Genomic DNA, 25,885 nt, shown 5'->3' with positions numbered 1-25,885 from the left:
TAGCTTTTTACGCATAAAAAGCGCGAGAAAGCAGGTTGTTAGTGGAGAAAAAAGCCCATCGTGTGATGGGCTAAAAGTTCCACGGCAACTCAATTCCAGGTTATCGCGCCAGCGCGTGACGCGACCTTATCTGGAAAGTACAACTCAAACGATTAAACGCTGTAGTACAGCTCAAACTCTACCGGGTGCGGAGTCATACGCACACGGTCATCTTCTTCGCGACGCAGCGTAATGTATGCATCGATCGCTTCATTGGTGAACACGCCGCCTGCAGTCAGGAACTCACGGTCCAGATCCAGTTCTTTCAGTGCTTCTTCCAGAGAACCAGCAACCTGTGGGATCTCTTTCGCTTCTTCCGGCGGCAGGTCATACAGGTTTTTGTCCATGGCTTCGCCCGGGTGGATCTTGTTCTTGATACCGTCAAGACCGGCCATCAGCAGTGCTGCGAAGCACAGGTACGGGTTAGCAGCCGGGTCCGGGAAACGCACTTCAATACGACGCGCTTTCGGAGAAGCAACAACCGGAATACGGATAGAAGCAGAACGGTTACGGGCAGAGTAAGCCAGCATTACCGGCGCTTCGTAGCCAGGGACCAGACGCTTATAGGAGTTCGTGGTCGGGTTAGCCAGGGCGTTGATCGCTTTAGCGTGTTTGATTACGCCGCCGATGTAGAACAGCGCCTGCTCAGACAGACCCGCATATTTGTCGCCAGAGAACAGGTTTACGCCGTTCTTTGACAGGGACATGTGGCAGTGCATACCGGAACCGTTATCACCGAACATCGGTTTTGGCATAAAGGTCGCGGTTTTACCGAAACGGTGCGCAACGTTGTGCACAACGTATTTGTAGATCTGAATTTCGTCCGCTTTTTTGGTCATGGTGTTAAAGCGGGTCGCGATTTCGTTCTGGCCAGCAGTCGCCACTTCGTGGTGATGTGCTTCAACAACCAGGCCCATCTCTTCCATGATCAGACACATGGTAGAACGGATGTCCTGAGAAGAATCTACCGGAGGAACCGGGAAGTAACCGCCTTTCACGCCAGGGCGGTGACCTTTGTTACCACCTTCGTATTTGGTGGAAGAGTTCCATGCGCCTTCGATGTCATCGATAGCCACGTGAGAACCGGAGATAGATGCGCCGAAGCGGATGTCGTCAAACAGGAAGAACTCTGGCTCTGGCCCGAACAGAACGGTGTCTGCGATGCCGGTAGAACGCAGATACTCTTCAGCGCGTTTTGCGATGGAGCGCGGATCGCGGTCATAGCCCTGCAGCGTACCGGGTTCCAGGATATCGCAACGGATGATCAGAGTAGACTCTTCATAGAACGGGTCGATGAGTGCAGTAGATGCATCTGGCATCAGAACCATGTCTGATTCGTTAATGCCTTTCCAGCCACCGATTGAGGAGCCGTCAAACATTTTGCCTTCTTCAAAGAATTCGGCATTTACCTGATGAGCAGGAATAGTGACGTGCTGTTCTTTACCTTTAGTATCAGTGAAGCGCAAATCAACAAACTTCACTTCGTGTTCGTTCAGCATCGTCAAAACGTGTTCAGCGGACATACTTACTCTCCCGGATTGGTCATGGTCGTCGTGGTAACGAAGTCTTCAATTCTGCAAAAAATTGGCCGTGTCGCCGTAAAAAATATAAAGCGAAATCTGTGCCAACTTTTAAATTGCCCCTAAAAGGCGTTATCATGCGCACTATCGTGCAAAGGGGCTGCACCATGAAGGTTGTATTGCACCATTATAGTGCTTTAATGTGAACATTAAGCACCATATTGGTGCAAAGCATGTCAGATTACCCCTTTTAACGCTCCGTGAATGTGATCACAAAGAAACTCTGCAATACTTGTTTGCGGAGGATGTTTGTGATCCTGTTTTGTACTGCGATTAATCCGTGTACAATAACGCGCTATTTCTAAAATGCCTGAGGCAAAGTTGTGATCGAAAATTTGCGTAACATCGCCATCATCGCGCACGTAGACCATGGTAAAACGACCCTGGTAGACAAGCTGCTCCAACAATCCGGTACGTTCGATGCACGTGCTGAAACCCAAGAGCGCGTGATGGACTCCAACGATTTGGAGAAAGAGCGTGGGATTACCATCCTCGCTAAAAACACCGCTATCAAATGGAATGACTACCGTATCAACATCGTTGATACCCCGGGGCACGCCGACTTCGGTGGTGAAGTTGAACGTGTAATGTCCATGGTCGACTCCGTGCTGCTGGTGGTGGATGCAATGGATGGTCCGATGCCGCAGACGCGCTTCGTGACCAAAAAAGCCTTTGCCCATGGCCTGAAGCCAATTGTTGTTATCAACAAAGTTGACCGTCCTGGCGCGCGTCCTGACTGGGTTGTTGACCAGGTATTCGACCTGTTCGTTAACCTCGACGCTACCGACGAGCAGCTGGACTTCCCGATCGTTTACGCTTCCGCGCTGAACGGTATCGCAGGTCTGGATCACGAAGATATGGCTGAAGACATGACTCCGCTGTATCAGACCATCGTTGATCGTGTACCGGCTCCGAACGTAGATCTTGATGGCCCGCTGCAGATGCAAATCTCTCAGCTGGACTACAACAACTACGTTGGCGTAATCGGCATCGGCCGCATTAAACGCGGTAAAGTTAAACCGAACCAGCAGATCACTATCATTGATAGCGAAGGCAAAACCCGTAACGGTAAAGTCGGTAAAGTTCTGACTCATCTGGGTCTGGAACGTATCGAGAGCGATATTGCCGAAGCCGGCGATATCATCGCGATCACCGGTCTGGGCGAACTGAACATCTCCGACACCATCTGCGATCCGCAGAACGTCGAAGCGCTGCCGGCTCTGTCCGTTGATGAACCGACCGTAACCATGTTCTTCTGCGTAAACACCTCTCCGTTCTGTGGTAAAGAAGGTAAATATGTTACCTCTCGTCAGATCCTTGACCGCCTGAACAAAGAGCTGGTGCACAACGTTGCGCTGCGCGTTGAAGAAACCGAAGATGCGGATGCGTTCCGTGTATCCGGTCGTGGTGAGCTGCACCTGTCTGTTCTGATTGAAAACATGCGTCGTGAAGGTTTCGAAATGGCGGTTTCCCGTCCGAAAGTTATCTTCCGCGAAATCGATGGCCGTAAACAAGAGCCGTTCGAAAACGTAACGCTGGACGTCGAAGAGCAGCATCAGGGTTCTGTCATGCAGGCTCTGGGTGAGCGTAAAGGCGACCTGAAAAACATGAATCCAGATGGCAAAGGCCGCGTACGTCTTGACTACGTGATCCCAAGCCGTGGTCTGATCGGCTTCCGTTCAGAATTCATGACCATGACTTCCGGTACCGGTCTGCTGTACTCCACCTTCAGCCACTACGACGATGTTCGTGCGGGTGATGTGGGTCAGCGTCAGAACGGCGTACTGATCTCCAACGGCCAGGGTAAAGCAGTTGCGTTCGCACTGTTCAGCCTGCAGGACCGCGGTAAGCTGTTCCTGGGCCACGGTGCTGAAGTTTACGAAGGCCAGATCATCGGTATTCACAGCCGTTCTAACGACCTGACTGTAAACTGCCTGACCGGTAAGAAACTGACCAACATGCGCGCGTCCGGTACTGACGAAGCAACGGTTCTGGTTCCGCCGGTTAAGATGACTCTGGAGCAGGCTCTGGAATTCATCGATGACGACGAACTGGTAGAAGTTACCCCAACCTCTATCCGTATCCGTAAGCGTCACCTGACTGAAAACGATCGTCGCCGTGCAATGCGTGGCGCGAAAGAAGAGTAATTAACGCTCTTTCTCAGGTAAGCACAAAAAAGCCGCTGATTATCAGCGGCTTTTTTATCATCAGCAGTATCAGAAGAAATACTTTGCCCCAACACGAATCTGGTTTTGTTCGCGATGATAGGGTTCAACATTGCGATCTAACCAGCGTAATTCCAGGTAGGGCAACCAGTGTTCATTGATCCGATACTTAAAGGTATTGGTAATTTCCCAATGATGATCTTTTCCGTTGCTGCTATTGAAGTCATTGACTCGCATAAAGTAGTGAGGTTCAAAGGTATAGGAGAATTTATCGGTAATGGTAAAGTTCCAGTAGTTACCTATTTCATAGGTATCATTATTATCCAGGTCACCGTTCAGGTCGGTTGAACTGTAGTTATTATGGTTATATCGATTACGCACGGTAAGATTAAACCATGGTGTAAATTTATAGTTAACATCCAGATAAACAGCACCGCCAGAACCAATACTCTTATCGTTTATTAATCCGCCAGGTTGGATTGTCAATTTATCTGTCGGTTTAAATAACGGATACCAGCCCTCTATTTCGTTATAGCCGTGTTTTAACTCATCCTTGCGTTGCATGGTGTAGGTGTTGGTGAGCATGATACCCGCGCCCATATCGGAGTTATAGCCGACGCGCATCATGACCTCTATTTGATCGGACGCCAGGTTATATGCTTCGCGGTTTTCTACATAGGCGCCAGCAAAAGCAGAGGTTGATACCACAGAGGATAAGAGAATTATTGTCGTTAATTTTTTCATGATAAATCCATTTTTTAAGCGTAGGAAGGCCGCCATCCCTTGAGATGGAATAAGCGGCTGTTATTTTTATACGTTTACAGCAGAGGTATTTTTCTTATTGGTAACAGAGTCTGGTTGGGTATTATTTTTCTTCCGTTGGCTGATTTCCTCAATAATAAAAGCAAAACGTGTTTCATTGAGCTTATAAAAGAAGCCCATTGTGAGTGCTGCAATAATCGCAAGTCCGCAGGGCCAGAGAAAAATAAGTTGACGCAAACCGAGCAGGGTAGCATCGCTCTGGGCTATGTTGGGGATATAACCGATTTGTGTCAGCATAATCCCAGGCAGGAAGCCTGCGAGCGCCGCGGAAATCTTGCGAGAAAAGGTATAACCCGTATATACCGAGCCTTCCGCACGGATCCCTGTTTTCCATTCACCATAATCGACCGTATCCGGAACCAGCGCCCAGTTCAGGCTGTTAACAAAAGCGGTTCCGAAGAAGGCCATGCAAGAAAACATCACAAATAAAAATGACGTGCTACCCCAGAAAAAGTTCAGCACATCGCCGATTGCCCATAGCGCCAGACCGCCGAGGTAAACCTGTTTTTTACCGAAGCGTTTTACAGCAGTGGGAACCAGCAGTACCCCAACCAGAATGCATCCCATGCTGAAGAAACCCATCCACGACAGCAGATGTATATCGTTGAGCACGTACTGGGTGTAATACACCTGAATCGCCAGCTTAATATTGAATGCTGCTAGCGTGCACAAGTTGGCAACACATAGCACCAGTAGTGGAGGGTTACGGAAAATGGCGCAGAACGATTTGAGAATACTGGGTTTATGGTGATCCGGCACGATTTCGATATAACGTTCCTTCACACCGCTAAAGCACCACCACATGCTGAACAACCCGCAGACGGAGAAGATCAATGCGGCAATCAGATAACCCAGCGAAGGCGAACTGATAAATAGCGCCTGAATCGGCATAAAGCCAACGGTACACAGTAACAGGCCTACGGTAGCGCCGCCCTGACGCCAGGCGGCGAGCTGAGCGCGTTCATGTGGATTTTTAGTAATTGCAGGCACCATCGCGCCGTAGGAACAGTTCATCAGGCTATAGAACAGGCCGAACAGCATGAACAACACCGTTGCCAGCCCTGTTTTCACCGTTAGCGTAAAGCCTGTCGCTAAAAATTGCGCGCTGGCGACGACGGCGACAGGAAATGACGCATACAAAATAAAGGGTCTGAATTTCCCCTTTGCGCCAATATTACGCCTTGAGTCCAGCAACACGCCGGTCAGAATATCGGTGAAGGCGGTGAAGAACTTCGCCACCAAAAAGATAATCCCACCGTACCAGGCCGGCATCCCTAGTTCATCGGTATAAAATTTAAGCAGATACAGCGTGCCGATACACAGCATCAAATTTGAGCCAAAGTCACCCACACCGTAGGCGAATTTTTCACGCAGGCTCAGTTTTAGCGTTAGCGGATCATGAAAAGACATAATCGCTCCTCAATAGCGCTCCGTAGAGCGCTATTCATTATTATTATCAAACGGTTTGTTTACGCGCTTCTATCTCTTCAACGATGCGGACATACATCTTCTCGTTAAGGTTGTAGAAACAGCCCATAGCTACAATGGTGATCACCGCCAACGCACAGGGATAAATAAAGATCAGCTGACGCAACCCTTCGACCGTACTGGCAGATTGCACCACGTTGGGGACGTAGCCGATTTGCGTCAGCATCCAGCCGGGGAAGAATCCTGCCAGCGCTTGTGACACTTTACGAAAGAAGGTGAAGCCGGTGTATACCGTACCTTCCGAACGTACGCCGGTACGCCATTCGCCATATTCCACCGTGTCGGAGACCAGCGCCCAGTTCAGGCTGTTGACGAATGCTGAGCCGAAGAATGCCAGACAGGAGAAGGCGACAAAGCTGACTGAGCCGCCGCCAAAGAAGTAGTTAAGCAGATCGCCCGCAACCCAGATCAGCAAACCGCCGATGTAGACCTTTTTCTTGCCGAAACGTCTGACCATTCCCGGCATCAAGAAGACACCGATGAAGATACAGCCCATGCTGAAAAAGCCCATCCACGAAAGGAGGATCGGGTCGTTCAGTACGTACTGGGTGTAATAGACCTGAATCGCCAGCTTGACGTTAAACGCGCCAAGTGTGCAAAGGTTGGCAACGCACAGAATAAACAGCGGGCGGTTACCTGCGATGGCGCGGAAGGATTGCAGCAATCCCGGTTTTTGCGCGGCATCAACGGGTTTCACTTCCACATAGCGTTCTTTTACCCCGGCATAGCACAACCACATAAACAGCAAGCCGAACAGAGAGAACAAGGTGGCGGCGAAGATATAGCCCAACTGTGAGTTGCCTTCGATCAGGTTCATTACTGGCACAAAACCGACGGTGCACAGCAGCAGGCCAAGAGTAGCTCCGCCCTGTCGCCAGGCTGCCAGCGAGGCGCGTTCGTCAGGGTTTTTGGTAATCGCGGGGACCATCGCACCGTAAGAGCAGTTCATCATACTGAAGAACAGTCCGTACAGCATAAACAGTACCGTTGCCATCACCGTTTTACCGGTGACTTCAAATGGTGTACCGACAAAGTTCGCAATCGCCAGCAGCGTCACTGGAAATGCGGCATACAGAACGAACGGGCGGAATTTGCCTTTCGGGCCGATTTTGCGGCGCGAGTCGAGCATAATCCCAGTCCCCATATCGGTAAACGCGGTAAAAAACTTGGCGATAAGGAAAATGATACCGCCATAAGTTCCAGGTAAACCAAGAACATCGGTATAAAACTTGAGTAAATAGAGCGTACCTATGTCCAGCAGGATATTGGAACCTAAATCACCCATCCCATAGGCGAGTTTTTCTTTGAACGGCAAGCGTAGGGTTGCCGGATTAGAAGAAGTCTGACTCATTATTATTCTCCATGTGCCCGTGAGTCTCCCCACGGGCGAGCCGTATTAGATGTTGCGTAAAGTGGCAAACAGTGACGCCCATTCACTCTTCGCGCGATAAAACACCGGAGGCTTGCCAATAGGCGCATCCACGGTAATTTCACCGCCCTGGTAAGTTTCCCCGGTCCAGACATTTACCCAGCTATCCTCAGGTAGATACAGAGTCCAGTCAGTCCTGCCTTGTTCGTGAACCGGTGCAACCAGCAGATCTTGTCCCAGCAGGTACTGATATTTAAGGGTATAGGTCCGCGCATCGTCTTCGTAATGCAGGAACAGCGGGCGCATCACCGGCAGACCGGTAGCGCTGTTTTGCGCGACGGCCTGTTTCAGATACGGTTTCAGGGTGGTAAAGACAGTGGTCATTCGGGCAAAGTGGGCGATAGTTTCAGCATCACCATCAAACTGCCAGTTATCGCCAGGGCGGTTACCTTCGTGGGTACGCATCATCGGCGTGAAGGCGCTGAAATCACACCAGCGCAGCAGCAGTTCTTTGCTGCGCTTCATGTCAAACAGGGTGGTGTAGCCGCCGATATCGCTGTGGTGCAGACCGTGACCGGTCATCGCCAGCGACAGCGCCGCAGGCACGACGGAAGCCAGACCGTCGTCAAGGCTCCAGTCCACGTTCTGATCGCCCGCCCACATCATGGTGGAGTATTTCTGGCTGCCGGTGTAACCCGCACGCATAAAGAACAGGATCTCGCCGAGTTTGCCGGTCTCCTGTAGCGCTTCGTAGTTACATTTCGCCCACAGTGCGGGCCAGGCGTTGTGCATAATTTCAGCGCTGACGCCGTTGTGCAGATACGTATCGGTTGGCAGGTATTCGCCAAAATCTGCCATCCAGCCGCCGCAGCCCAGTTCGATCATGTTTTTCTTGATGACCTCTTTGAACCAGTCGTAGGCTTCGGGGTTGGTCAGATCGACCACGCCGCCGTAAAACTCGCCAAACTCTACGAGGTAATCGCCGCCGGATGCATCTTTCGCCAGGTAACCGTGTTTGGCCGCTTCAGCACAGAGATCTTTATCGCTGGCAACATACGGGTTGATGTAGGAGAGAAACTGTACGCCTTCTTCTTTCCACTGCTTAATACGGCTATCCAACTGCGGATAATTGTCGCTGTTCCACTTCCAGTTCCACATCACGCGCTTGCCAAAGGAGGTCATGCGGATCCCGGACCAGTCCTGCGCCCAGATGCCGTTTACTTTCACGCCTGCGTTACGCATGGTGTCCAGTTTGTTTTGGCAAACCTCAGTACCGCCCTGAATACCGAGTGTGACGCCATCGTAAATCCAGTCGGGCAGTTCCGGCTGACGACCCAGCAGCGCGGTCAGTTTTTCCAGCAGGGAGATGTAGGTATCAGCGCACTCAAAACGCAGGGTGGTTTTGTCCTCCCACAGCGCCAGTTCGTGATACTCCGGCGCGCTGAAGTCGAAATTCATATAGCAGCTGTTATCAACGTGGCAGTAGTACTTCTGCGTGCTGACGAAGGTTGGCTGCGGGAAGAAGGTCCAGTAGTAGTCTCCGCCAGCATTTTCTTTGCAGTCAGCTTGCCAGGTGACATAGCTGTTTTTGTTACGGCCCACGCCCTGTTCGCTGGTCCACAGCGGGAATGGTTTTCCGCGCAAATCGAAGTAAGAGAACTGTTCGCCGCAGCCGTAAATATGATCGTCAGGGTTGGCGACCAGACGCAGCCAGATGCGGTTATGGTTGAGATCATCGTTGTGCAGATCCAGCTTCAGGCGGCCCTGTTCATCGGTAGAGATGTGTAGCGTGGCGTTGATGGTGTCACCGCGGCTGAAATGTACCCGCCAGCCGTCTGGCGACTCGCTTACCGTGGCGCCAGTCAGGGCAATCTTCTCATTGAGCTTGTCTTTAATGCTGAAGTTGCCGCGAAACATGTCAATATCGGCAACGCCAGCGCCGATCCACAGGCAGGGGGTTTCTGTGCTGTGACGTATAATCAGGCGCTGGTGGTACGTTAAAGCAAATCCATCAGGTAATGATGTGAGTTCTAAGGCGGTTGACCGTTGTTGTAGCGAATTCATTGTCGTCTCCGTAAAAATAGGGTAATTCGGTAATTTGTCGGAAATCTGTTATTCACTGCCGATTAAAAAATGCATCTGATGTTGTTCTCCGGGCGCGAGATGAATCAGGCTTATTCCGGAGTTAAAGGCGTCGGGCGGGCAGGTCATCGGTTCAACCGCCAGGCCGCGCCTTGCCAATTTTTCGCCGGTATACACTTGCAACCAGGGCTGGTGGCTACGTAAAAAAGTTGACATGTTTTGCGATGGGCAGGTCATCCTGACTTCCCACTCAGCGTCAGGTGGCAGAGTCCGGAACGTATGATCGATAGCGGTCTGCGCAATGCGTTGCGGCGTGGTGAAATATCGTTCATCACACGTTTCTTCACTCACCGGGAGTGTTAATTCACAGTCATCAATGGGTTGCAGATTACAGGTCAAATAGGGATGTGCTCCCGCGCCGTACGGCGCGATTTCGTCACCCACATTCTGTGTGTGGATAAAAACGTGCAATCCACAGTCTGCCTCCAGTCGGTAAATCACCTCTGAAACCAGCGCAAAGGGATAACCATAAGAAGGCGGCAGAAAAATCGTCAGCGACACTTCCGATGCCGACTGCTGGTTAATCTGCCAGTCCCGCCAGGCCAGTAATCCATGAATGGCGGTATGCATAACAGGATCGTTAACGGCAAGTTGGTAATCCTTGCCGTTATAGTGATAGCTGCCGTCTACAACGCGGTTTGGCCAGGGGATTAACACCTTCCCCAAGTGTGCCAGCGGCATTTCTTCCGGTTTGTGGGGAATAACGATATGACGCCCACGGTGCGTCAATTCCGCTAGCCCAGCGCCAACCGTGACGATTTTTGCCTGGTAGTGTCCGGCCTGAAGATGAATGGTTTTTCCACCGCTATGCATGGCAGCCCACCTTGTTACTTATTTAGCGTTGATATCCAGCAGACCGGCGGCAACAGCCGGAGCAAGGCCCGGAGCCAGCGGCAGACGTGGGATCACCAGGCAGTGCAGCAGGTGATAAATATCCTGCTTGCCGTCCCAGACTTTGGTGGTCACCTTGTTATCGGTGTCCAGCTCCTGCCACCATGAACCGGTCTCGTAATCCATCAGGTAGGTGATGCAGTAATCCCACCATTTCTGGTACCAGGCTTCGTACTGGCTGTCGCCTGTGAGGGTGTACAGGGCGTAGGCGGTACCCATCGCTTCGACTATTGGCCAACGCACTCTTTCGCGAACGATCGGTATGCCGTCCCAATCCACCGAATAGACAAAACCGTCTGCGCCGTCCGGTGCCCAGGCATCGCGGATAGTGGCGTGGAAAAGTCCTTTTGCATCTTCCAGCAGCCAGGCGGGTGGTGTTTCGAAGCGAGCTTCCAGCGCGGCATGCAGATGCAGCATCAGGCGGCCCCACTCGATCCAGTGACCCGGCGTGCCACCGTAGGCGCGGAAACGGTGAGCTGGATTATCTTTGTTGTAATCGCGGATTGGATTCCACTGTGAATCGAAGTGTTCGTTGACGCGGTACTCCCCGCTACGGGCCACGTCGTGAATAATCACCGAAGCGATGCGCAGTGCGCGATCGAGCCATTTACGGTCATGAGTCACGTCATACACGATCAGGAAAGCCTCGACTGCGTGCATGTTAGCGTTGCCGCCGCGATAATCTTCCGTCTGGCTGAAGGCCTCGTCCCAGGACTCCAGGCACATTTGCTCGTCTTCGCTCCAGAAGTATTTCTCAATCACCTCGATGGCGTCATCCAGCAATTTTCTGGCCTGCGGATGACCGGTAGTAACCGCGCTTGCTGCGCCAAGTAAGACGAAGAAATGCTGATAACCCTGCTTGGAGGCGTCCATCACGCCTTCGTCATTGACGCAGGCGTACCAACCGCCGTAGCGTGTGTCACGTAGCGCGCCGTTCAGCGCCTTAATGCCGTGGTCGACGAGTTGATATGCACCTGGGCGACCCATGGAGGCGGCAACGGAATAGACGTGCAGCATGCGGGCGGTGATCCACAGATGCGTTCCCATATCCGTTCTGACCTGACCACTATTTCCCAGCCAGCCAAATCCAGTAGGGACAGCAGCATTTTTACCAAAGTTAAAGATGCGATCGGTTTCCTGTTCCAGCCAGCGGTTGTGGCTTAGGGTGTTAAACCATTTCATGCTTTGATCCTCTATTAGCGGCGGGCCATCATTTCGTCGACGATATCGCCCAGACGCTGCAACTTCGGTGCAGAAACATCACGCAGCATCAGTTCGGTATCCGGCAGGCCAACAACCGATGACCAGACCGCCCGCCCGGCCAGGAAGCCGGATGCGCCTGCGGTCATTGCTACGCTGACCGCGCGTGGAAACAGTTTTTCATCCACACCAGAGGAGAGAATGACCCACGGCATGTTGATATTTTCATTCAGGCGCTGAGAGGCGCTAAGCAATTCCTGTTGGGTTCCTTTGCCGTACAGCGGCATTTCGACCTTGTAGAGATCGGCACCGCTATCGCCCAGCTCTTTCGCGGCATCGATGATGGCCTGTTCACGGCAGAACTTATCGCCACGACGCGGTGGGCGAACAACCGGCTCGATGATGCTCAGCAGTCCATTGGAATGGCATAGCTCATTAAATTCTTTCACCATATCAAGACGCTGTTGGGCATCTTCATCGCTACGCCACAGCACCAGCAATTTGAGGGCCTTAGCACCATCTTGCTTCACAGCCTGAGGGTTGATTTTTTTATCAATCACCACGCTATCGACCGGAATTCCGTTACCCGGAATGAACTCATCAGCGGCCACAATCATGGCGCAGCTTTTGGCGACCGCGTTTTGCTCTACAACCTGGCGGTAGCAGAACTGCTGATCGACCAGAATGGCGGAGGCATAGGGGGACAGGATCTTTGCCGCATTGACTTTGAAATCGGTCAGCACGCTGTCATTGACCGGGGATTTTGCACCCGCTGCGGCAAACATTAAGCGCATGGCTTCGCGCTGATCGACTGCCAGCATGGCAAAACCGCCGGAAGCTCGGGTGATATCTTTCAGGGTGTACTTCGTCATTGTTCAGTCCTTACTTATCTGTATGTTTATTTAGCCCGGCGGATGCGCGAACCTGTTCAAGAATGGCCGTCCAGTCTTCCCGGCCACGGCCAGCGGCGCGCGCCTGGTTATAGACTTCGCGGGAGGCGGCGCCGAGCGGCATCGGTACGTGTAATTGGTTGGCAACGTCCAGAGCGATGCCAAGATCCTTATGAGCTAAATCGATCATAAAGGCCGGGGAAAGATCGCCTTTCAGCACTTTGTTCGGCCAGGAGGTAGTGAAGTGGCCTTTCCCGGCGGGAGTGCCGCTCATGACTTGCAAGGCCACATCGAAGGAGAGGCCGAGCGCTTCGCACAACACGGCGGCTTCAGCAGACAAGGCGTTTAACGCGATGCTCATGTAGTTGTTGATGAGCTTGACGCGAATGCCCATGCCGGGCCCCCCTGCATTGATCAATTCATTGCCCATCGCCATCAGGACCGGTGTGGCGCGTTCTACCTGCTGTGCCGTTCCACCTGCCAGCAGCAACAGCGTTCCCGCGATAGCGTGATCGGAGGTACGTCCAACCGGGCAATCCATCATGTCGAAGCCTTTGGCACGCATATCTGCGATCAGTTTGTCAGTTTGCAGTGGGTGAATAGTCGACATATCAATCACTAATGTCTGTGGGGAAAGGCTTTCACAGATACCCTGCTCGCCGAACAGTACGCTGCGCACCAGATCGCCGTTTGGCAGCATAGTGATAACAAATTCTGCCCCTTTTGCTGCCTGAGCCGGGCTGCTGGCAGGTTGGGCTCCTTTTTCCACCAGGCGCTGAACGGCATCCGGGTTAACGTCAAAGACGCTGAGTTGATGACCCTGCTTCAGCAAGTTGCTCGCCATGGGTGAACCCATCTGACCTAATCCGATAAATGCTATAACTGCCATAACGTTCTCCTGAGACGTGGATGTCATTTTTTGTCATTTAAGGTCGTTTGTTTTTGTCTGTTTTTGATCGTATTTGTAATTTATGGTCAAAAAATTGACAGCCGTCACTTTTTAAACATTTTGTGAAATTAAAATGATCCCATCTTGAAACGCCTAAGGAATGACCATGATTCGTATTGCTTGTGTAGGTATTGCCGTGATGGATCGCATCTATTACGTGGAAGGTTTACCGACTGAAGGAGGTAAGTATGTGGCGAAGCGTTATACGGAAGTGGGCGGCGGGCCTGCTGCAACGGCCGCAGTGGCTGCAGCGAAGCTGGGCGCACAGGTGGACTTTATTGGCCGTGTGGGCGATGACGACACCGGAAATAGCCTGCTGGCGGAGCTGGAGTCCCTGGGGGTAAACACCCGCTACACCCGGCGCTATGCGGGGGCAAAGTCTTCGCAATCGGCGATTATGGTGGATGCGCAAGGGGAGCGTATTATCGTTAACTACCCCAGCCCGGACTTACTGCATGACGCTGGCTGGCTCAACGAGATCGATTTTTCCCAGTGGGATGTGGTTCTGGCGGATGTTCGCTGGCACGAAGGCGCCAGGGAGGCGTTCACACTGGCGCGTCAGGCGGGAGTGATGACGGTACTGGATGGTGACGTCACGCCACAAGATATCAGTGAGCTGGTGGCGTTAAGCGATCATGCTGCGTTTTCTGAACCGGGTCTGGCGCGTTTAACCGGGATAACCGATCCTGTAGCTGGACTGAAAAAATCAAAAACGCTCACAAATGGACATGTTTATGTAACGCGCGGCAGTGAGGGCTGTGACTGGATAAAAAATAATGCGTTGCAGCATCAATCTGGATTTAAAGTCGACGTTGTGGATACTACGGGGGCCGGAGACGTTTTCCACGGAGCGCTCGCGTTCAGCCTGGCTGGTGGTGATGCCCCGGAAGACGCGGTCAGGTTCGCCAGTGGGGTTGCTGCGCTAAAATGCACGCGTCCGGGAGGAAGGGCTGGAATCCCTGACTGTGATCAAACCCGATCTTTTCTGTCACTTTTTGTATAAAATGCCAGGGCAATGGTTTTTCGAGGAAATTTCATGAGTCTTACCGAACTGACCGGTAACCCGCGACACGATCAGCTGTTGATGCTGATTAGCGAGCGCGGTTATATGAATATCGACGAGCTGGCCAGTCTGCTGGATGTGTCCACGCAGACCGTGCGTCGTGATATTCGTAAACTCAGCGAGCAGGGATTAATTACGCGTCATCATGGTGGGGCTGGAAGAGCCTCCAGCGTGGTGAATACGGCGTTTGAGCAGCGTGAAGTCTCCTGGACGGAAGAGAAAAAAGCCATCGCGGAGGCGGTGGCTGACTACATTCCTGACGGCTCGACAGTGTTCATTACAATTGGCACCACCGTCGAGCAGGTGGCCCGCGCGCTGTTAAACCATAATCATTTGCGTATTATCACCAATAGCTTGCGCGTGGCGCACATTCTTTATAACAATCCGCGTTTTGAGGTCATGGTGCCGGGGGGAACATTACGCCCGCACAACAGTGGCATCATTGGTCCCTCAGCCTCGGCATTTGTCGCTGATTTTCGGGCCGATTACCTGGTAACCAGCGTTGGTGCGATCGAAAGTGACGGCGCGCTGCTGGAGTTTGATGTTAACGAGGCCAGCGTAGTGAAAACGATGATGTCGCATTCAAGACACATTCTGCTGGCAGCGGATCATACGAAATATACGGCTTCTGCCGCAGTAGAAATTGGCAACGTGTCTCAGGTGACAGCGCTATTTACTGATGAATACCCTGGTCCGGCATTGCACAATTTACTCCAGTCACAGCAGGTTGAAATTGTGCAGGTGAGTCCTTCGCAAGATGATGCTCTGGCCGTGTAGTTCTTCCCAATGATGGCCCGATAAGTTCGCAGCCTTCACTCTCGCATAGTCAAACTTCTCCTTTCCCGCTACAGTTATTCATCCACGGCGAATAAGGAGAAGGGCATGCTCTATATCTTTGATTTGGGTAATGTGATTGTCGATATCGACTTCAACCGCGTGTTGGGTACATGGAGCGATCTAAGCCGTGTACCACTGGCTTCGCTAAAGCAAAGTTTCACCATGGGAGAGGCTTTTCACCAGCACGAGAGAGGCGAAATAACGGATGAAGCTTTCGCCGAGGCGTTATGTCATGAGATGGCGCTGCCGCTAAGTTACGAGCAGTTCTCTCACGGTTGGCAGGCCGTGTTTGTCGCCTTGCGCCCTGAGGTTATCGACATCATGCAAAAGCTGCGTGAGCAGGGGCATCGGGTGGTGGTCTTGTCAAATACCAACCGCCTGCACACCACGTTTTGGCCGGATGAATACCCCGAGATCCGTCAGGCTGCTGATCATATTTACCTTTCCCAGGAACTGGGCATGCGTAAACCGGAAGCGCGAATTTACCAGCACGTCCTGCAGTCTGAAGGTTTTTCTGCGCACGATGCGGTCTTTTTTGACGATAACGCCGATAATATTGAAGGGGCTAACCGGTTAGGGATCACCAGTATCCAGGTCGTCGATAAAAAGACCATTCCTGACTATTTCGCGACGTTGTTATGCTAAAAAATGTTCAGCAGCAAGCCAGGCATCATACGCGTCCTGTACGAGACTGGCTGAAGCTACTATGGCAGCGGATTGATGAGGACAACATGACGACGCTGGCAGGGAATCTTGCCTACGTTTCATTGCTCTCATTAGTGCCGCTTATTGCCGTCGTATTTGCGCTTTTCGCCGCATTTCCGATGTTTTCCGACGTCAGTGTCCAGTTACGTCATTTTATTTTCGCAAACTTTATCCCGGCGACGGGAGACGTCATTCAACGTTATATCGAACAGTTTGTCGCCAACTCGAATAAAATGACGGCAGTCGGGGCATGTGGGCTGATTGTCACAGCGTTATTGTTAATGTATGCCATTGATAATTCGCTGAATACTATCTGGCGCAGTAAACGCACTCGCCCTAAAGTTTACTCTTTCGCCGTTTACTGGATGATTTTAACGCTGGGCCCACTGCTGGCGGGAGCCAGTCTGGCGATCAGTTCTTATCTGTTGTCACTGCGCTGGGCCAGCGATCTCAACACGGTGATTGATAACGTCCTGCGTATTTTCCCGCTGGTGCTTTCCTGGCTCTCATTCTGGCTGCTTTACAGCATTGTACCGACTACGCGTGTGCCCAACCGTGACGCGGTTATTGGCGCCTTTGTGGCCGCCGTGTTGTTCGAAGCCGGAAAGAAAGGATTTGCGCTCTACATCACGATGTTCCCGTCGTATCAGCTCATTTACGGTGTTCTGGCGGTGATTCCCATTTTATTTGTCTGGGTATACTGGACGTGGTGTATCGTCTTGCTAGGCGCGGAAATAACTGTCACTCTCGGGGAATACCGCAAACTTAAACAAGCCGCAAAAGAAGAAGAAGCAGAGCAACCATGATTGCATTAATTCAGCGCGTAACCCGTGCCAGCGTCACCGTGGAGGGCGAGGTGACGGGTGAAATTGGCCCGGGACTTTTGGTCCTGTTAGGTGTCGAAAGGGATGATGACGAACAGAAAGCGAACCGTCTGTGTGAGCGCGTACTCGGCTATCGGATTTTTAGCGATGCCGAAGGCAAAATGAACCTCAACGTGCAGCAGTCAGGCGGCAGCATGCTGGTGGTTTCACAGTTTACGCTGGCGGCAGATACCGAGCGCGGCATGCGTCCGGGGTTTTCGAAAGGCGCAGCGCCCGAGCGGGCAGAAGCGCTGTATGAATACTTTGTTGAGCGTTGCCGCCAACAGGAAATGAATACGCAAACCGGTCGATTCGCTGCGGATATGCAGGTTTCACTGGTTAATGATGGTCCCGTGACGTTCTGGTTACAAGTATGAACCAGCTACCGGTATGGCCGCGGACAACAAGAGAGAATACGACTATGTATCACCTTCGAGTACCGCAAACAGAAGAAGAATTGGAGCGCTACTACCAGTTTCGCTGGGAGATGCTGCGTAAACCATTGCACCAGCCAAAAGGCTCCGAACGGGATGCCTGGGACGCGATGGCGCATCACCAGATGGTGGTGGACGAAGAGGGGAATTTGGTTGCGGTAGGGCGTCTGTATATCAATGCGGATAACGAAGCCTCCATACGTTTTATGGCCGTAGACCCCTCCGTGCAAGAGAAAGGGCTGGGCACGCTGATGGCGATGACCCTGGAGTCTGTGGCACGTCAGGAAGGGGTAAAGCGCGTCACTTGTAGCGCCCGTGAAGATGCTGTCGAATTTTTCGCCAAGCTCGGTTTTGTGAGCCAGGGGGAAATCACCACACCGCAAACCACGCCTGTGCGCCACTTTTTGATGATTAAGCCCATTGCGACGCTGGACGATATTCTCCATCGCGGGGACTGGTGTGGACAGCTACAGCAAGCCTGGTACGAACATATACCATTGAGCGAGAAAATGGGCGTGCGCATTCAGCAGTACACCGGGCAGAAATTTATCACCACGATGCCCGAGACAGGCAATCAGAATCCCCACCACACGCTGTTTGCCGGAAGCCTGTTTTCACTGGCGACGTTAACGGGCTGGGGGCTGATCTGGCTGATGCTGCGCGAGCGTCATCTGGGTGGAACGATCATCCTCGCCGACGCGCATATCCGATACAGCAGGCCGATCACCGGAAAACCAACTGCTATTGCCGACCTGGGGTCGCTGAGCGGTGACCTCGACCGTCTGGCAAGAGGCCGCAAGGCGCGTGTGCAGATGCAGGTCGGGGTGTTTGGCGATGACACGCCGGGTGTCGTGTTTGAAGGTACCTATATTGTGCTACCCGCGAAACCGTTTGGCGCGTATGAAGAAGGCGGGAATGAGGAAGAGTAGTTTCTGTAGCTGAAATGTAATATTGGGTACATTTGCTGATGTAAAATGCGGATTATGAAAACGCCATAATCCGCATTTTGATAAAAAACGCATGCTGGCGGTGGTTGTATTGATGAGTACCCTCCTTAATTTCAGAACTCATGAATACCCTTATTGGCTAAACCGCCAGGCCACATCCCGCATAGCGCTTCTTGCCGCCGGGCTCACCCCTGCCAACTGGAAAAACCCGTGGATAACGCCGAGATAGCGTTGGCAAGTACACTCTACACCCTGCTCCTGGATACGTTGATACAGGGCCTCGCCTTCATCTCGCAGTGGGTCGAATTCAGCGGTAATGATATGCGTGGGCGGCAAACCGTTGAAGTCTTCACGCCAGAGTGGGCTGACTTCGGGATGCAACGGGTCGATTTTCGGCATATACATCTCGTAGCCCGAAAGCAGCGTGTCGCGGGTGATAATGTAATCCTGCCCATTATGTTCATAGCTCGCAAACCTGGTGGTTGCGTCCAGCATCGGGTAGATCAGCATAAGCTGCGCAGGTTGCCATTGCCTGGCCGCTTTCAGGCGTAGTGCAGTGACCAGCGCCAGGTGTCCACCCGCACTGTCGCCAGCAAGTGTGATGCGCTCGCGATCAATACCTAGTTTTTCTGCATACTTCCAGATGATATTGGCCCCGGTTTCAGCGTCATCATGTGCTGCCGGGAAGGTATGCTCTGGCGCAAGGCGGTACTGTACTGCAATGACCCGACACCCGCTGAACCAGGCGAGCTGCCTTAGCTGGTTATCATGCGTAGCAAACCCACCGCTGACAAAACATCCGCCATGATAGTAAATGACGCAGGGTAGCGTTCCCGCAGTGTTTAGAGGCGAAACAACGCGAAATGTCATGGTATCGAGTTCAATATCTTCAACCTGTACGCGGGTTTCTGTTTCTCCGGCCAATGTCGTACTGGCAATATAGCCGGCTCTCCGGTCATCAATACTCTGCTCACGGGAAGAAGGACGTCCCGCCGCGATAAATGCCTCAACTAACTGCGCAATCCCGCTTTCCAGTGTCATTTTTAAATACTCTTATCTGTATGGATATACAGTTTTATAACCTGGATTGGCATGAATGAAAATGGGGGCGGGTATGATTCTGGAAAGTGGCTCGCAAAAGTAAAAATCGTTCACGTGAAGGCTATTTTCCCGCTTTTCTCAGGTGTATGTTGTGTGGAAATTAATCGCTGATGATATACTTGAGGTATATATTAGTATAATGACTGGGATGGATATGGGTAGAATATTACTCGATTTATCAGATGAAGTGATTAAACGTCTTGATGATCTCAAGGTGCAGCGCAACTTACCTCGTGCTGAACTCTTGCGCGAGGCCGTTGAGCAGTATCTGGAAAGGCAGGATCAGGCTGCAACCACAATTTCCAGCGCTCTCGGACTTTGGAAAGGTTGTGAGGAAGATGGCGTTGAGTACCAACGCAAACTTCGTGAGGAATGGTAATGGTCAAAGGATCCGCGCTTTTTGACACTAACATCCTCATCGACCTGTTTAGTGGAATGAGTGAAGCAAAGCAAGCGATAGAAACATGGCCGCCACAGAATGCGATCAGCCTGATCACTTGGATGGAAGTGATGGTTGCGGCAAAGAAATACCATCAGGAATCCCGCACACGCGTTGCGTTGAGCGCATTTAACGTGATCGGTGTTTCACAGGATATTGCTGAACGAAGCGTGAGTATCAGGCAGGAATATGGGATGAAATTGCCGGATGCCATTATTTTGGCAACAGCACAGATTCATCGTCTTACGCTGGTTACGCGAAATACTAAGGATTTTGCAGGCATATCTGGTGTGGTTACACCGTATACACTGTAACCCGGGCGACCTACGCCGCCCGGTAGTGTAAAGACCTTACTCCCCTTCACCCGGGAACAGGAACGGGTTGATGGAACTGCGGGCAAAGCCCTCCTGCTCCATGTGCGCGTCCAGCATCAGTGAAGCGAGATCGTCGGCCACGGCCTCGACTTTCGGGTCTTTTTCCTGATACAGAATCTTCAGGTAAGTCCCGCAGTCACCGCAGCTTTCAGCTTTGATTGCCGCCTGTTCGTTATCCAGTGACCAGTAGTTTAAATCACGGCTCTGCTCGCAGTTGCTGCACTTTACGCGCACTACGTGCCACTCGGTTTCGCACAGGTTGCAGTGCAGATAACGCAGGCCCTGAGTGGTACCGATTTGCACCATGCTGGAGACCGGCATTGAACCACACACCGGGCAGAACTGACGCTGTTCACCGTATTCCGCACGGGCTTTGCCGGGGATCAGGCTCGCCATCTGCGCCCAGTAGAGCGACAGGGCAGCCCAAATGAACGGTGCTTTGTCGCTGCTGACGGAGGCAAAATCAGAGGCAAACAGCGCGCTGGCCATCAGCTCCAGTTCCTGCTCTGAGGCTTTTTCCAGATTCTCGATCACCGCTAACGCGGGACCGCTCATCTCCGGCTTCAGCTCAGCAATCAACGACTGCAGCAGCTTTTGCCAGTGTTTGTCGCGGGGCAGGACGTGGATATCCAATGGCGGTTTGCCCTGATCGTTCGCTTCTTTGATGCGCGCGGTCAGATCCATCTGCAGCGGATGGTCGTACAGCACCACCTCCTGTGCGTGGGCGATCAGCGCAGCAAAGCGCAGGTAATCGCCCAGCGGGTTGTTTTCGGCCAGCTCGCGCAGACGTTCAGCGCGGCGGTTATACAAATTTTTGAGTCTGGGGAATAATAACGGCGGAATCATATCCGCCGTGCGTTTCTCGCTCTTCTCCAGCTCATCTTGCGGGATTATGCGAATACTCATTCAGATGACTTTTCCTGTTTCTGGCGGACTTCACGGTACCAGCGCGGGTGATGTTTCTTCGCCCATGAACTGGTAACCCATCCTTCCACCATCGCGGTAATGGTGCCTTTCACCCAAAGGGCGGCGTAAATGTGCACCATGATAACCACAATTAGCGCTACTGCGGCAAATGAATGCAGCATTAACGCGAATCGGATCACCGGGATTGAGAAAGCAGGCGCAAAATATGGACGCCAGATGACCACTCCGCTCACCAGCAACAGGACCAGGAAGATAATCGCCGCCCAGAATACGCATTTCTGGCCGAAGTTATAACGTCCCGTGTCACCTACTTCCTCGTTGACGACAATCTTACGAATATTCTTCGCCCAAAAGATATCATCCCGATTGATTAGATTGTGGTGCCAGTAACGGAAAAACATGATGATGAACGAGGCAAACATAATCACGCCGACAAATGGGTGCACAATTCGCGCCAGTTGCGGCGTGCCCATGATGTGCATCAGCCAGTTAAAAGACGGGAAGAGAAAGCCCATCCCGCTCACTGCCGCCAGAATGAAACAGAAGGCGGTGATCCAGTGGTTGATGCGTTCCGGCGCCGTGTAGCGCACGATGGTGTCACGTCGTTTCATTTGCGCACCTCGTCTTTTTCTTCATGCAGATTGTCTTCTTCCTCTTCCGCACGGTTTGGACCTACGCCGACGTAGTGGAAGATACTGGCCGCAAATGTCGCTGCAAAGCCAACGGCTGCGAGTGGTTTCCAGATGCCTTTCCAGAATTTCACGGTGGCGCTGATTTCCGGGTTCTCCGGCAGGCCGTGATACAGATTCGGCTTGTCGGCATGGTGCAATACGTACATCACGTGTGTACCGCCAACGCCTGCCGGATCGTACAGACCTGCATTTTCGTAGCCACGGGTTTTCAGCTCCGCCACTCGCTCGCCCGCCAGCGTTTTCATCGATTCTTTGGTACCGAAATGAATCGCGCCGGTTGGGCAGGTTTTCACGCAGGCCGGTTCTTGCCCGACCACGACACGGTCAACGCACAGCGTACATTTATACACGCGGTTGTCTTCCGGATTGAGGCGCGGCACGTCGAACGGACAGCCTGCGATACAGTAGCCACAGCCGATACACTGCTCGGACTGGAAGTCGACGATACCGTTGGCATACTGAATGATTGCGCCTTCAGCCGGACACGCCTTCAGGCAGCCCGGATCGGCACAGTGCATACAGCCATCCTTGCGGATAAGCCACTCCAGTTTGTCGTTTTGTTCCACTTCTGAGAAGCGCATTACCGTCCAGGATTTAGCGGTCAAATCAGCCGGGTTGTCGTACACCCCAACGTTGCTGCCCACTTCATCACGGATGTCGTTCCATTCCGAACAGGCCACCTGACACGCTTTACAGCCGATACAGGTGGTGACGTCGATAAGCTTCGCCACCTCTTCCTGGTGATCCCGCGCCTGAGGCGCGGGGGTGAAACCGTTAGTGGCGGAACGACGAATGATGTCTTGCGATTGATAAGCCATAGGTCGTCTCCGTTACACCTTTTCCACGTTCACGAGGAAGGACTTAAATTCCGGCGTCTGCGTGTTCGCATCACCGACGAATGGCGTTAACGTGTTAGCGATAAAGCCTTTTTTCGCCACACCTTCGTAACCCCAGTGAATCGGAATACCGATGGTGTCGATATCCTGACCGTTGGCCTTCAGCGTGCGAATACGTTTAGTCACCACTGCTTTGGCTTTAATGTAGCCGCGGTTAGAGGAGACTTTGACGGTATCGCCATGAGAGATGCCGAGCTTATTCGCCAGCTTCTCGCCAATTTCCACAAACTGTTCTGGCTGTGCGATGGCATTGAGCAGCGCATGCTTGGTCCAGTAATGGAAGTGCTCAGTCAGACGATAGGTCGTACCGACGTACGGGAATTTATCCGCTTTACCCAGCGCTTTAGCGTCATCTTTGAAGATACGCGCGGCAGGGTTAGAGATAACGTTCGGATGCAGCGGGTTAGTCCCCAGCGGCGTTTCAAACGGCTCGTAGTGTTCCGGGAACGGACCTTCCGCCATCTTATCGATAGCAAACAGACGTCCCATCCCTTCCGGCTGCATGATGAACGGCCCAACGTTACTGCCCGGTGCGGCGGCGCTGTAGTCTGGAATATCCATCCCGCTCCATTTCGCCCCATCCCATTTCAGGATCTGACGTTTTGGATCCCACGGATTCCCCTGCGGGTCAGCAGACGCGCGGTTATACAGAATGCGGCGGTTGAGCGGCCACGCCCATGCCCAGCCCAGCGTATTGCCAAGACCTGACGGGTCGGCGTTATCGCGACGCGCCATTTGGTTGCCTTCCGGCGTCCAGCTCCCGGCAAAAATCCAGCAGCCGCTGGAAGTGGTACCGTCGTCACGCAGTTGGGCGAACGAGCTAAGCTGTTGGCCTTTCTTAACGATGACTGCACCCGTTGCCGGGTCGGTAATATCGGCCAGCGCTTTACCATTGCTCTCCATCGCCACTTCTTCCGAAGCCGGTTCGTGCGGTGTGGAGTAGTTCCAGGTCATGCTCAGCACCTGTTCCGGGTTCGCACCACCCTGCTCGGCATACATCTTACGCAGGCGCAGGAAGATACCGGCGAGGATTTCACCATCGGTAACGGCAATCCCCGGGGCGTCCGCGCCTTTCCAGTGCCACTGCAACCAGCGACCGGAGTTGACGATAGAACCGTTCTCTTCGGCGAAGCAGGTGGACGGCAGACGGAATACTTCGGTCTGGATTTTCGACGGATCCACATCGTTCGACTCACCGTGGTTCTGCCAGAAGGTCGACGTCTCGGTGTTGAGCGGGTCGATGGTGACCAGGAACTTCAGTTTGGACAGTGAAGCCACAACTTTGTTTTTATTCGGGAACGATGCTACCGGGTTAAAGCCCTGGCAGATATAGCCATTCACTTTGCCCTGGTTCATCATCTCGAAGTACTGCAGGACATCGTACCCTTTATCCCACTTCGGTAGCCAGTCGAAGCCCCAGCTGTTTTCCGCTGTCGCTTTATCGCCAAAGAAGGCCTTCATCATGGAAACGAAGAATTTCGGGTAGTTGCCCCAGTAGTTCACCTGACCTTCCAGCAACGGTTTTGGCGTGTTGGCGGCGAGGTAGGTTTGCAGGTCAGTTTGTTTCTCGCTTGGCAGGGTCATATAGCCCGGCAGGCTTTGTGACAGCAGGCCTAAGTCGGTCAGACCCTGAATGTTGGAGTGACCGCGCAGAGCGTTAACGCCACCACCAGCCATCCCCATGTTGCCAAGCAGCAACTGAATCATCGCCATGGTACGGATGTTCTGTGCACCAACGGAGTGCTGCGTCCAGCCCAGTGCGTACAGGAACGACGCGGTTTTGTCTTTTGCACTGGTTTCTGCGATGTATTCGCACACTTTCAGGAAATCAGCCTTCGGCGTACCGCAGATGTTTTCTACGACATCCGGCGTGTAGCGGGAAACGTGCTGTTTCAGCAGGTTCCACACGCAACGCGGGTGTTGCAGCGTGACATCGCGTTTGGCGAAGCCTTTTTCATCCAGTTCGTAGTTCCAGCTGGTTTTGTCATACTTGCGTTTGTCCGCGTCGTAGCCAGTGAACAGGCCATCTTCGAAACCGTAATCCTCACGTACGATCAGGCTGGCGTTGGTATAGGCTTCCGTGTATTCGCGGTTGAATTTTTCGTTATTCAGCAGGTACAGCAAGACGCCTGACAGGAATGCAATATCAGTACCAGAACGAATCGGAGCATAGAAATCAGCCACCGCTGCGGTTCGCGTAAAGCGCGGATCGACAACAATCAGCTTCGCGCCATTGTGAATTTTGGCTTCCATCGCCCAGCGGAACCCGACCGGGTGAGCTTCAGCGGCGTTACCGCCCATCACCACAACGAGGTTGGCGTTTTTAATGTCGACCCAGTGGTTGGTCATCGCACCGCGACCAAATGTTGGAGCAAGACTTGCTACCGTTGGTCCGTGTCAGACGCGTGCCTGGTTGTCGACCGCGAGCATACCGAGCGCGCGGGAGAATTTTTGCGTTAAATAGCCGGTTTCGTTACTGGAAGCGGAAGCACACAGCATCCCGGTGGAAAGCCAGCGGTTAACGGTTACGCCTTCGGCGTTTTGTGCAACGTAGTTTGCGTCGCGGTCTTCTTTCATCAGCTTAGCGATGCGATCAAATGCCTCATCCCAGCTAATCTGTTGCCACTTATCAGAGCCTGGTGCGCGGTATTCCGGGAATTTCAGGCGACTTTCGGAGTGGATGAAGTCCACAAGTCCTGCCCCTTTCGGGCACAGCGCGCCACGGTTCACCGGGTGATCCGGGTCCCCTTCGATATGGAAGATGGATGCTTTGGCGTTTTTTGCTCCGTCACCGAGACTGTACATTAACAGTCCACAGCCAACGGAACAGTAAGTGCAGGTGTTACGGGTTTCGCGGGTACGCAGCAGTTTATATTGCCGTGTTTCCGCGAGCGCTACGCCGGGTGCAAAGCCCAGTGCCGCTGCCGTGGTGCCTGCCATACCGCCAGCGCAGATCTTAAAGAACTGCCTTCTGCTGACCTGCATGGTTTGCTCCTTGTTTCGACATTGTCACGTTCCCTTCACTTTTCCGTTACTCGAGCGTGAGGGAAGTGGTTGTTATTTTTCTTTGCG

The 25,885-nt window shown here is 52.6% G+C and carries 23 protein-coding genes; 9 read left to right on the top strand and 14 right to left on the bottom strand.

Features of this window, described 5'->3' with window-relative positions; all coding sequences use genetic code 11:
• Nucleotides 1–152: 152 nt before the first annotated feature.
• Entirely contained in the window at nt 153–1,562 is a 1,410-nt protein-coding gene (glnA, locus tag On2M_RS23325) for a glutamate--ammonia ligase (RefSeq protein ID WP_003028638.1), read from the bottom strand.
• Between the two features lie 380 nt (nt 1,563–1,942).
• Between glnA and typA the strand changes: the two genes are divergently transcribed.
• On the top strand, nt 1,943–3,766 hold the full coding sequence (typA, locus tag On2M_RS23320) for a ribosome-dependent GTPase TypA (protein ID WP_003028641.1): 1,824 nt from the start codon (nt 1,943–1,945) through the stop codon (nt 3,764–3,766).
• A 69-nt stretch (nt 3,767–3,835) separates the two neighbouring features.
• Here the strand turns inward: typA and ompL are convergent, their stop codons facing one another.
• The 8 genes from ompL to yihU form a co-directional block, all read right to left on the bottom strand.
• Nucleotides 3,836–4,528, bottom strand: coding sequence for a porin OmpL (gene ompL, locus On2M_RS23315; RefSeq protein WP_151218407.1), 693 nt, complete (start codon nt 4,526–4,528; stop codon nt 3,836–3,838).
• Between the two features lie 66 nt (nt 4,529–4,594).
• Nucleotides 4,595–6,016, bottom strand: coding sequence for an MFS transporter (locus On2M_RS23310; RefSeq protein ID WP_210905516.1), 1,422 nt, complete (start codon nt 6,014–6,016; stop codon nt 4,595–4,597).
• A 46-nt stretch (nt 6,017–6,062) separates the two neighbouring features.
• On the bottom strand, nt 6,063–7,445 hold the full coding sequence (locus On2M_RS23305; protein WP_003028647.1) for an MFS transporter: 1,383 nt from the start codon (nt 7,443–7,445) through the stop codon (nt 6,063–6,065).
• A gap of 45 nt (nt 7,446–7,490) precedes the next feature.
• On the bottom strand, nt 7,491–9,527 hold the full coding sequence (locus On2M_RS23300; protein ID WP_210905515.1) for an alpha-glucosidase: 2,037 nt from the start codon (nt 9,525–9,527) through the stop codon (nt 7,491–7,493).
• Nucleotides 9,528–9,575: 48 nt separating this feature from the next.
• Complete coding sequence (locus On2M_RS23295) at nt 9,576–10,418, bottom strand: aldose-1-epimerase (protein WP_187260238.1); 843 nt, start codon at nt 10,416–10,418, stop codon at nt 9,576–9,578.
• 18 nt (nt 10,419–10,436) lie between these two features.
• A complete protein-coding gene (yihS, locus tag On2M_RS23290; protein WP_151224149.1) occupies nt 10,437–11,678 on the bottom strand; it encodes a sulfoquinovose isomerase in 1,242 nt (413 codons plus the stop codon).
• 14 nt (nt 11,679–11,692) lie between these two features.
• Complete coding sequence (gene yihT, locus On2M_RS23285; RefSeq protein ID WP_003028656.1) at nt 11,693–12,568, bottom strand: sulfofructosephosphate aldolase; 876 nt, start codon at nt 12,566–12,568, stop codon at nt 11,693–11,695.
• Nucleotides 12,569–12,578: 10 nt separating this feature from the next.
• Nucleotides 12,579–13,475, bottom strand: a complete 897-nt coding sequence (gene yihU, locus On2M_RS23280) for a sulfolactaldehyde 3-reductase (protein WP_151218410.1) — start codon at nt 13,473–13,475, stop codon at nt 12,579–12,581.
• Between the two features lie 166 nt (nt 13,476–13,641).
• Here yihU and On2M_RS23275 point away from each other — a divergent pair, with 166 nt between their 5' ends.
• The 6 genes from On2M_RS23275 (at nt 13,642) to fabY (ending at nt 18,366) form a co-directional block, all read left to right on the top strand.
• Nucleotides 13,642–14,538, top strand: a complete 897-nt coding sequence (locus On2M_RS23275) for a sugar kinase (protein ID WP_151218411.1) — start codon at nt 13,642–13,644, stop codon at nt 14,536–14,538.
• Between the two features lie 33 nt (nt 14,539–14,571).
• Complete coding sequence (locus tag On2M_RS23270; protein ID WP_003847907.1) at nt 14,572–15,375, top strand: DeoR/GlpR family DNA-binding transcription regulator; 804 nt, start codon at nt 14,572–14,574, stop codon at nt 15,373–15,375.
• Between the two features lie 105 nt (nt 15,376–15,480).
• A complete protein-coding gene (gene yihX / locus On2M_RS23265; protein ID WP_003028663.1) occupies nt 15,481–16,080 on the top strand; it encodes a glucose-1-phosphatase in 600 nt (199 codons plus the stop codon).
• Complete coding sequence (locus On2M_RS23260) at nt 16,074–16,946, top strand: virulence factor BrkB family protein (protein WP_210905514.1); 873 nt, start codon at nt 16,074–16,076, stop codon at nt 16,944–16,946. The genes yihX and On2M_RS23260 overlap by 7 nt, the downstream gene beginning before the upstream one ends.
• Nucleotides 16,943–17,380, top strand: coding sequence for a D-aminoacyl-tRNA deacylase (gene dtd / locus On2M_RS23255; protein WP_210905513.1), 438 nt, complete (start codon nt 16,943–16,945; stop codon nt 17,378–17,380). The genes On2M_RS23260 and dtd overlap by 4 nt, the downstream gene beginning before the upstream one ends.
• 44 nt (nt 17,381–17,424) lie before the next feature.
• Nucleotides 17,425–18,366 (top strand): fatty acid biosynthesis protein FabY, encoded by a 942-nt coding sequence (gene fabY / locus On2M_RS23250; protein WP_003825286.1) that lies wholly within the window; start codon nt 17,425–17,427, stop codon nt 18,364–18,366.
• A gap of 150 nt (nt 18,367–18,516) precedes the next feature.
• On the opposite strand, the gene On2M_RS23245 is transcribed toward fabY, so the two are convergent.
• On the bottom strand, nt 18,517–19,425 hold the full coding sequence (locus On2M_RS23245) for an alpha/beta hydrolase (RefSeq protein ID WP_210905512.1): 909 nt from the start codon (nt 19,423–19,425) through the stop codon (nt 18,517–18,519).
• 196 nt (nt 19,426–19,621) lie between these two features.
• Here On2M_RS23245 and On2M_RS23240 point away from each other — a divergent pair, with 196 nt between their 5' ends.
• Together On2M_RS23240 and On2M_RS23235 are read left to right on the top strand one after the other, a co-directional pair.
• On the top strand, nt 19,622–19,864 hold the full coding sequence (locus On2M_RS23240; protein WP_187254043.1) for a CopG family transcriptional regulator: 243 nt from the start codon (nt 19,622–19,624) through the stop codon (nt 19,862–19,864).
• Nucleotides 19,864–20,238 carry a type II toxin-antitoxin system VapC family toxin gene (locus tag On2M_RS23235; protein WP_187260235.1) on the top strand — a complete coding sequence of 125 codons (375 nt, stop codon included), beginning with the start codon at nt 19,864–19,866 and terminating at the stop codon, nt 20,236–20,238. The genes On2M_RS23240 and On2M_RS23235 overlap by 1 nt, the downstream gene beginning before the upstream one ends.
• A gap of 36 nt (nt 20,239–20,274) precedes the next feature.
• Here the strand turns inward: On2M_RS23235 and fdhE are convergent, their stop codons facing one another.
• Genes fdhE through fdnG form a run of 4 tightly spaced genes read right to left on the bottom strand, consistent with a single transcriptional unit; the run spans nt 20,275 to nt 25,798 of the window.
• The gene (fdhE, locus tag On2M_RS23230; protein WP_187254014.1) at nt 20,275–21,204 is read right to left on the bottom strand and encodes a formate dehydrogenase accessory protein FdhE; all 930 of its coding nucleotides are present in this window, start codon (nt 21,202–21,204) and stop codon (nt 20,275–20,277) included.
• Nucleotides 21,201–21,836 (bottom strand): formate dehydrogenase cytochrome b556 subunit, encoded by a 636-nt coding sequence (gene fdoI / locus On2M_RS23225; protein WP_003028686.1) that lies wholly within the window; start codon nt 21,834–21,836, stop codon nt 21,201–21,203. Before fdoI ends, fdhE begins: the two co-directional genes overlap by 4 nt.
• Nucleotides 21,833–22,735, bottom strand: coding sequence for a formate dehydrogenase O subunit beta (gene fdoH / locus On2M_RS23220; RefSeq protein ID WP_106107909.1), 903 nt, complete (start codon nt 22,733–22,735; stop codon nt 21,833–21,835). Before fdoH ends, fdoI begins: the two co-directional genes overlap by 4 nt.
• 12 nt (nt 22,736–22,747) lie before the next feature.
• Complete coding sequence (gene fdnG, locus On2M_RS23215) at nt 22,748–25,798, bottom strand: formate dehydrogenase-N subunit alpha (RefSeq protein ID WP_151224153.1); 3,051 nt, start codon at nt 25,796–25,798, stop codon at nt 22,748–22,750.
• Nucleotides 25,799–25,885: the final 87 nt, after the last annotated feature.

The organism is Citrobacter sp. On2M, assembly GCF_018035235.1.
Taxonomy (GTDB): Bacteria; Pseudomonadota; Gammaproteobacteria; order Enterobacterales; family Enterobacteriaceae; genus Citrobacter; species Citrobacter meridianamericanus.
The sequence above is the reverse complement of the archived record's forward strand: the minus strand, read 5'-3'. Positions and strand labels throughout refer to the sequence as shown.

Bases quoted from the DNA above. Each gene is read 5' to 3' on its own strand.
- yihS (WP_151224149.1), bottom strand. From the start codon at position 11,678: ATGAAATGGTTTAACACCCTAAGCCACAACCGCTGGCTGGAACAGGAA.
- fdhE (WP_187254014.1), bottom strand. From the start codon at position 21,204: ATGAGTATTCGCATAATCCCGCAAGATGAGCTGGAGAAGAGCGAGAAA.
- dtd (WP_210905513.1), top strand. From the start codon at position 16,943: ATGATTGCATTAATTCAGCGCGTAACCCGTGCCAGCGTCACCGTGGAG.
- ompL (WP_151218407.1), bottom strand. From the start codon at position 4,528: ATGAAAAAATTAACGACAATAATTCTCTTATCCTCTGTGGTATCAACC.
- On2M_RS23310 (WP_210905516.1), bottom strand. From the start codon at position 6,016: ATGTCTTTTCATGATCCGCTAACGCTAAAACTGAGCCTGCGTGAAAAA.
- On2M_RS23260 (WP_210905514.1), top strand. From the start codon at position 16,074: ATGCTAAAAAATGTTCAGCAGCAAGCCAGGCATCATACGCGTCCTGTA.
- On2M_RS23295 (WP_187260238.1), bottom strand. From the start codon at position 10,418: ATGCATAGCGGTGGAAAAACCATTCATCTTCAGGCCGGACACTACCAG.
- On2M_RS23270 (WP_003847907.1), top strand. From the start codon at position 14,572: ATGAGTCTTACCGAACTGACCGGTAACCCGCGACACGATCAGCTGTTG.
- On2M_RS23275 (WP_151218411.1), top strand. From the start codon at position 13,642: ATGATTCGTATTGCTTGTGTAGGTATTGCCGTGATGGATCGCATCTAT.
- yihT (WP_003028656.1), bottom strand. From the start codon at position 12,568: ATGACGAAGTACACCCTGAAAGATATCACCCGAGCTTCCGGCGGTTTT.
- yihX (WP_003028663.1), top strand. From the start codon at position 15,481: ATGCTCTATATCTTTGATTTGGGTAATGTGATTGTCGATATCGACTTC.
- fdoH (WP_106107909.1), bottom strand. From the start codon at position 22,735: ATGGCTTATCAATCGCAAGACATCATTCGTCGTTCCGCCACTAACGGT.
- On2M_RS23300 (WP_210905515.1), bottom strand. From the start codon at position 9,527: ATGAATTCGCTACAACAACGGTCAACCGCCTTAGAACTCACATCATTA.
- yihU (WP_151218410.1), bottom strand. From the start codon at position 13,475: ATGGCAGTTATAGCATTTATCGGATTAGGTCAGATGGGTTCACCCATG.
- glnA (WP_003028638.1), bottom strand. From the start codon at position 1,562: ATGTCCGCTGAACACGTTTTGACGATGCTGAACGAACACGAAGTGAAG.
- On2M_RS23305 (WP_003028647.1), bottom strand. From the start codon at position 7,445: ATGAGTCAGACTTCTTCTAATCCGGCAACCCTACGCTTGCCGTTCAAA.
- fabY (WP_003825286.1), top strand. From the start codon at position 17,425: ATGTATCACCTTCGAGTACCGCAAACAGAAGAAGAATTGGAGCGCTAC.
- On2M_RS23235 (WP_187260235.1), top strand. From the start codon at position 19,864: ATGGTCAAAGGATCCGCGCTTTTTGACACTAACATCCTCATCGACCTG.
- On2M_RS23245 (WP_210905512.1), bottom strand. From the start codon at position 19,425: ATGACACTGGAAAGCGGGATTGCGCAGTTAGTTGAGGCATTTATCGCG.
- fdoI (WP_003028686.1), bottom strand. From the start codon at position 21,836: ATGAAACGACGTGACACCATCGTGCGCTACACGGCGCCGGAACGCATC.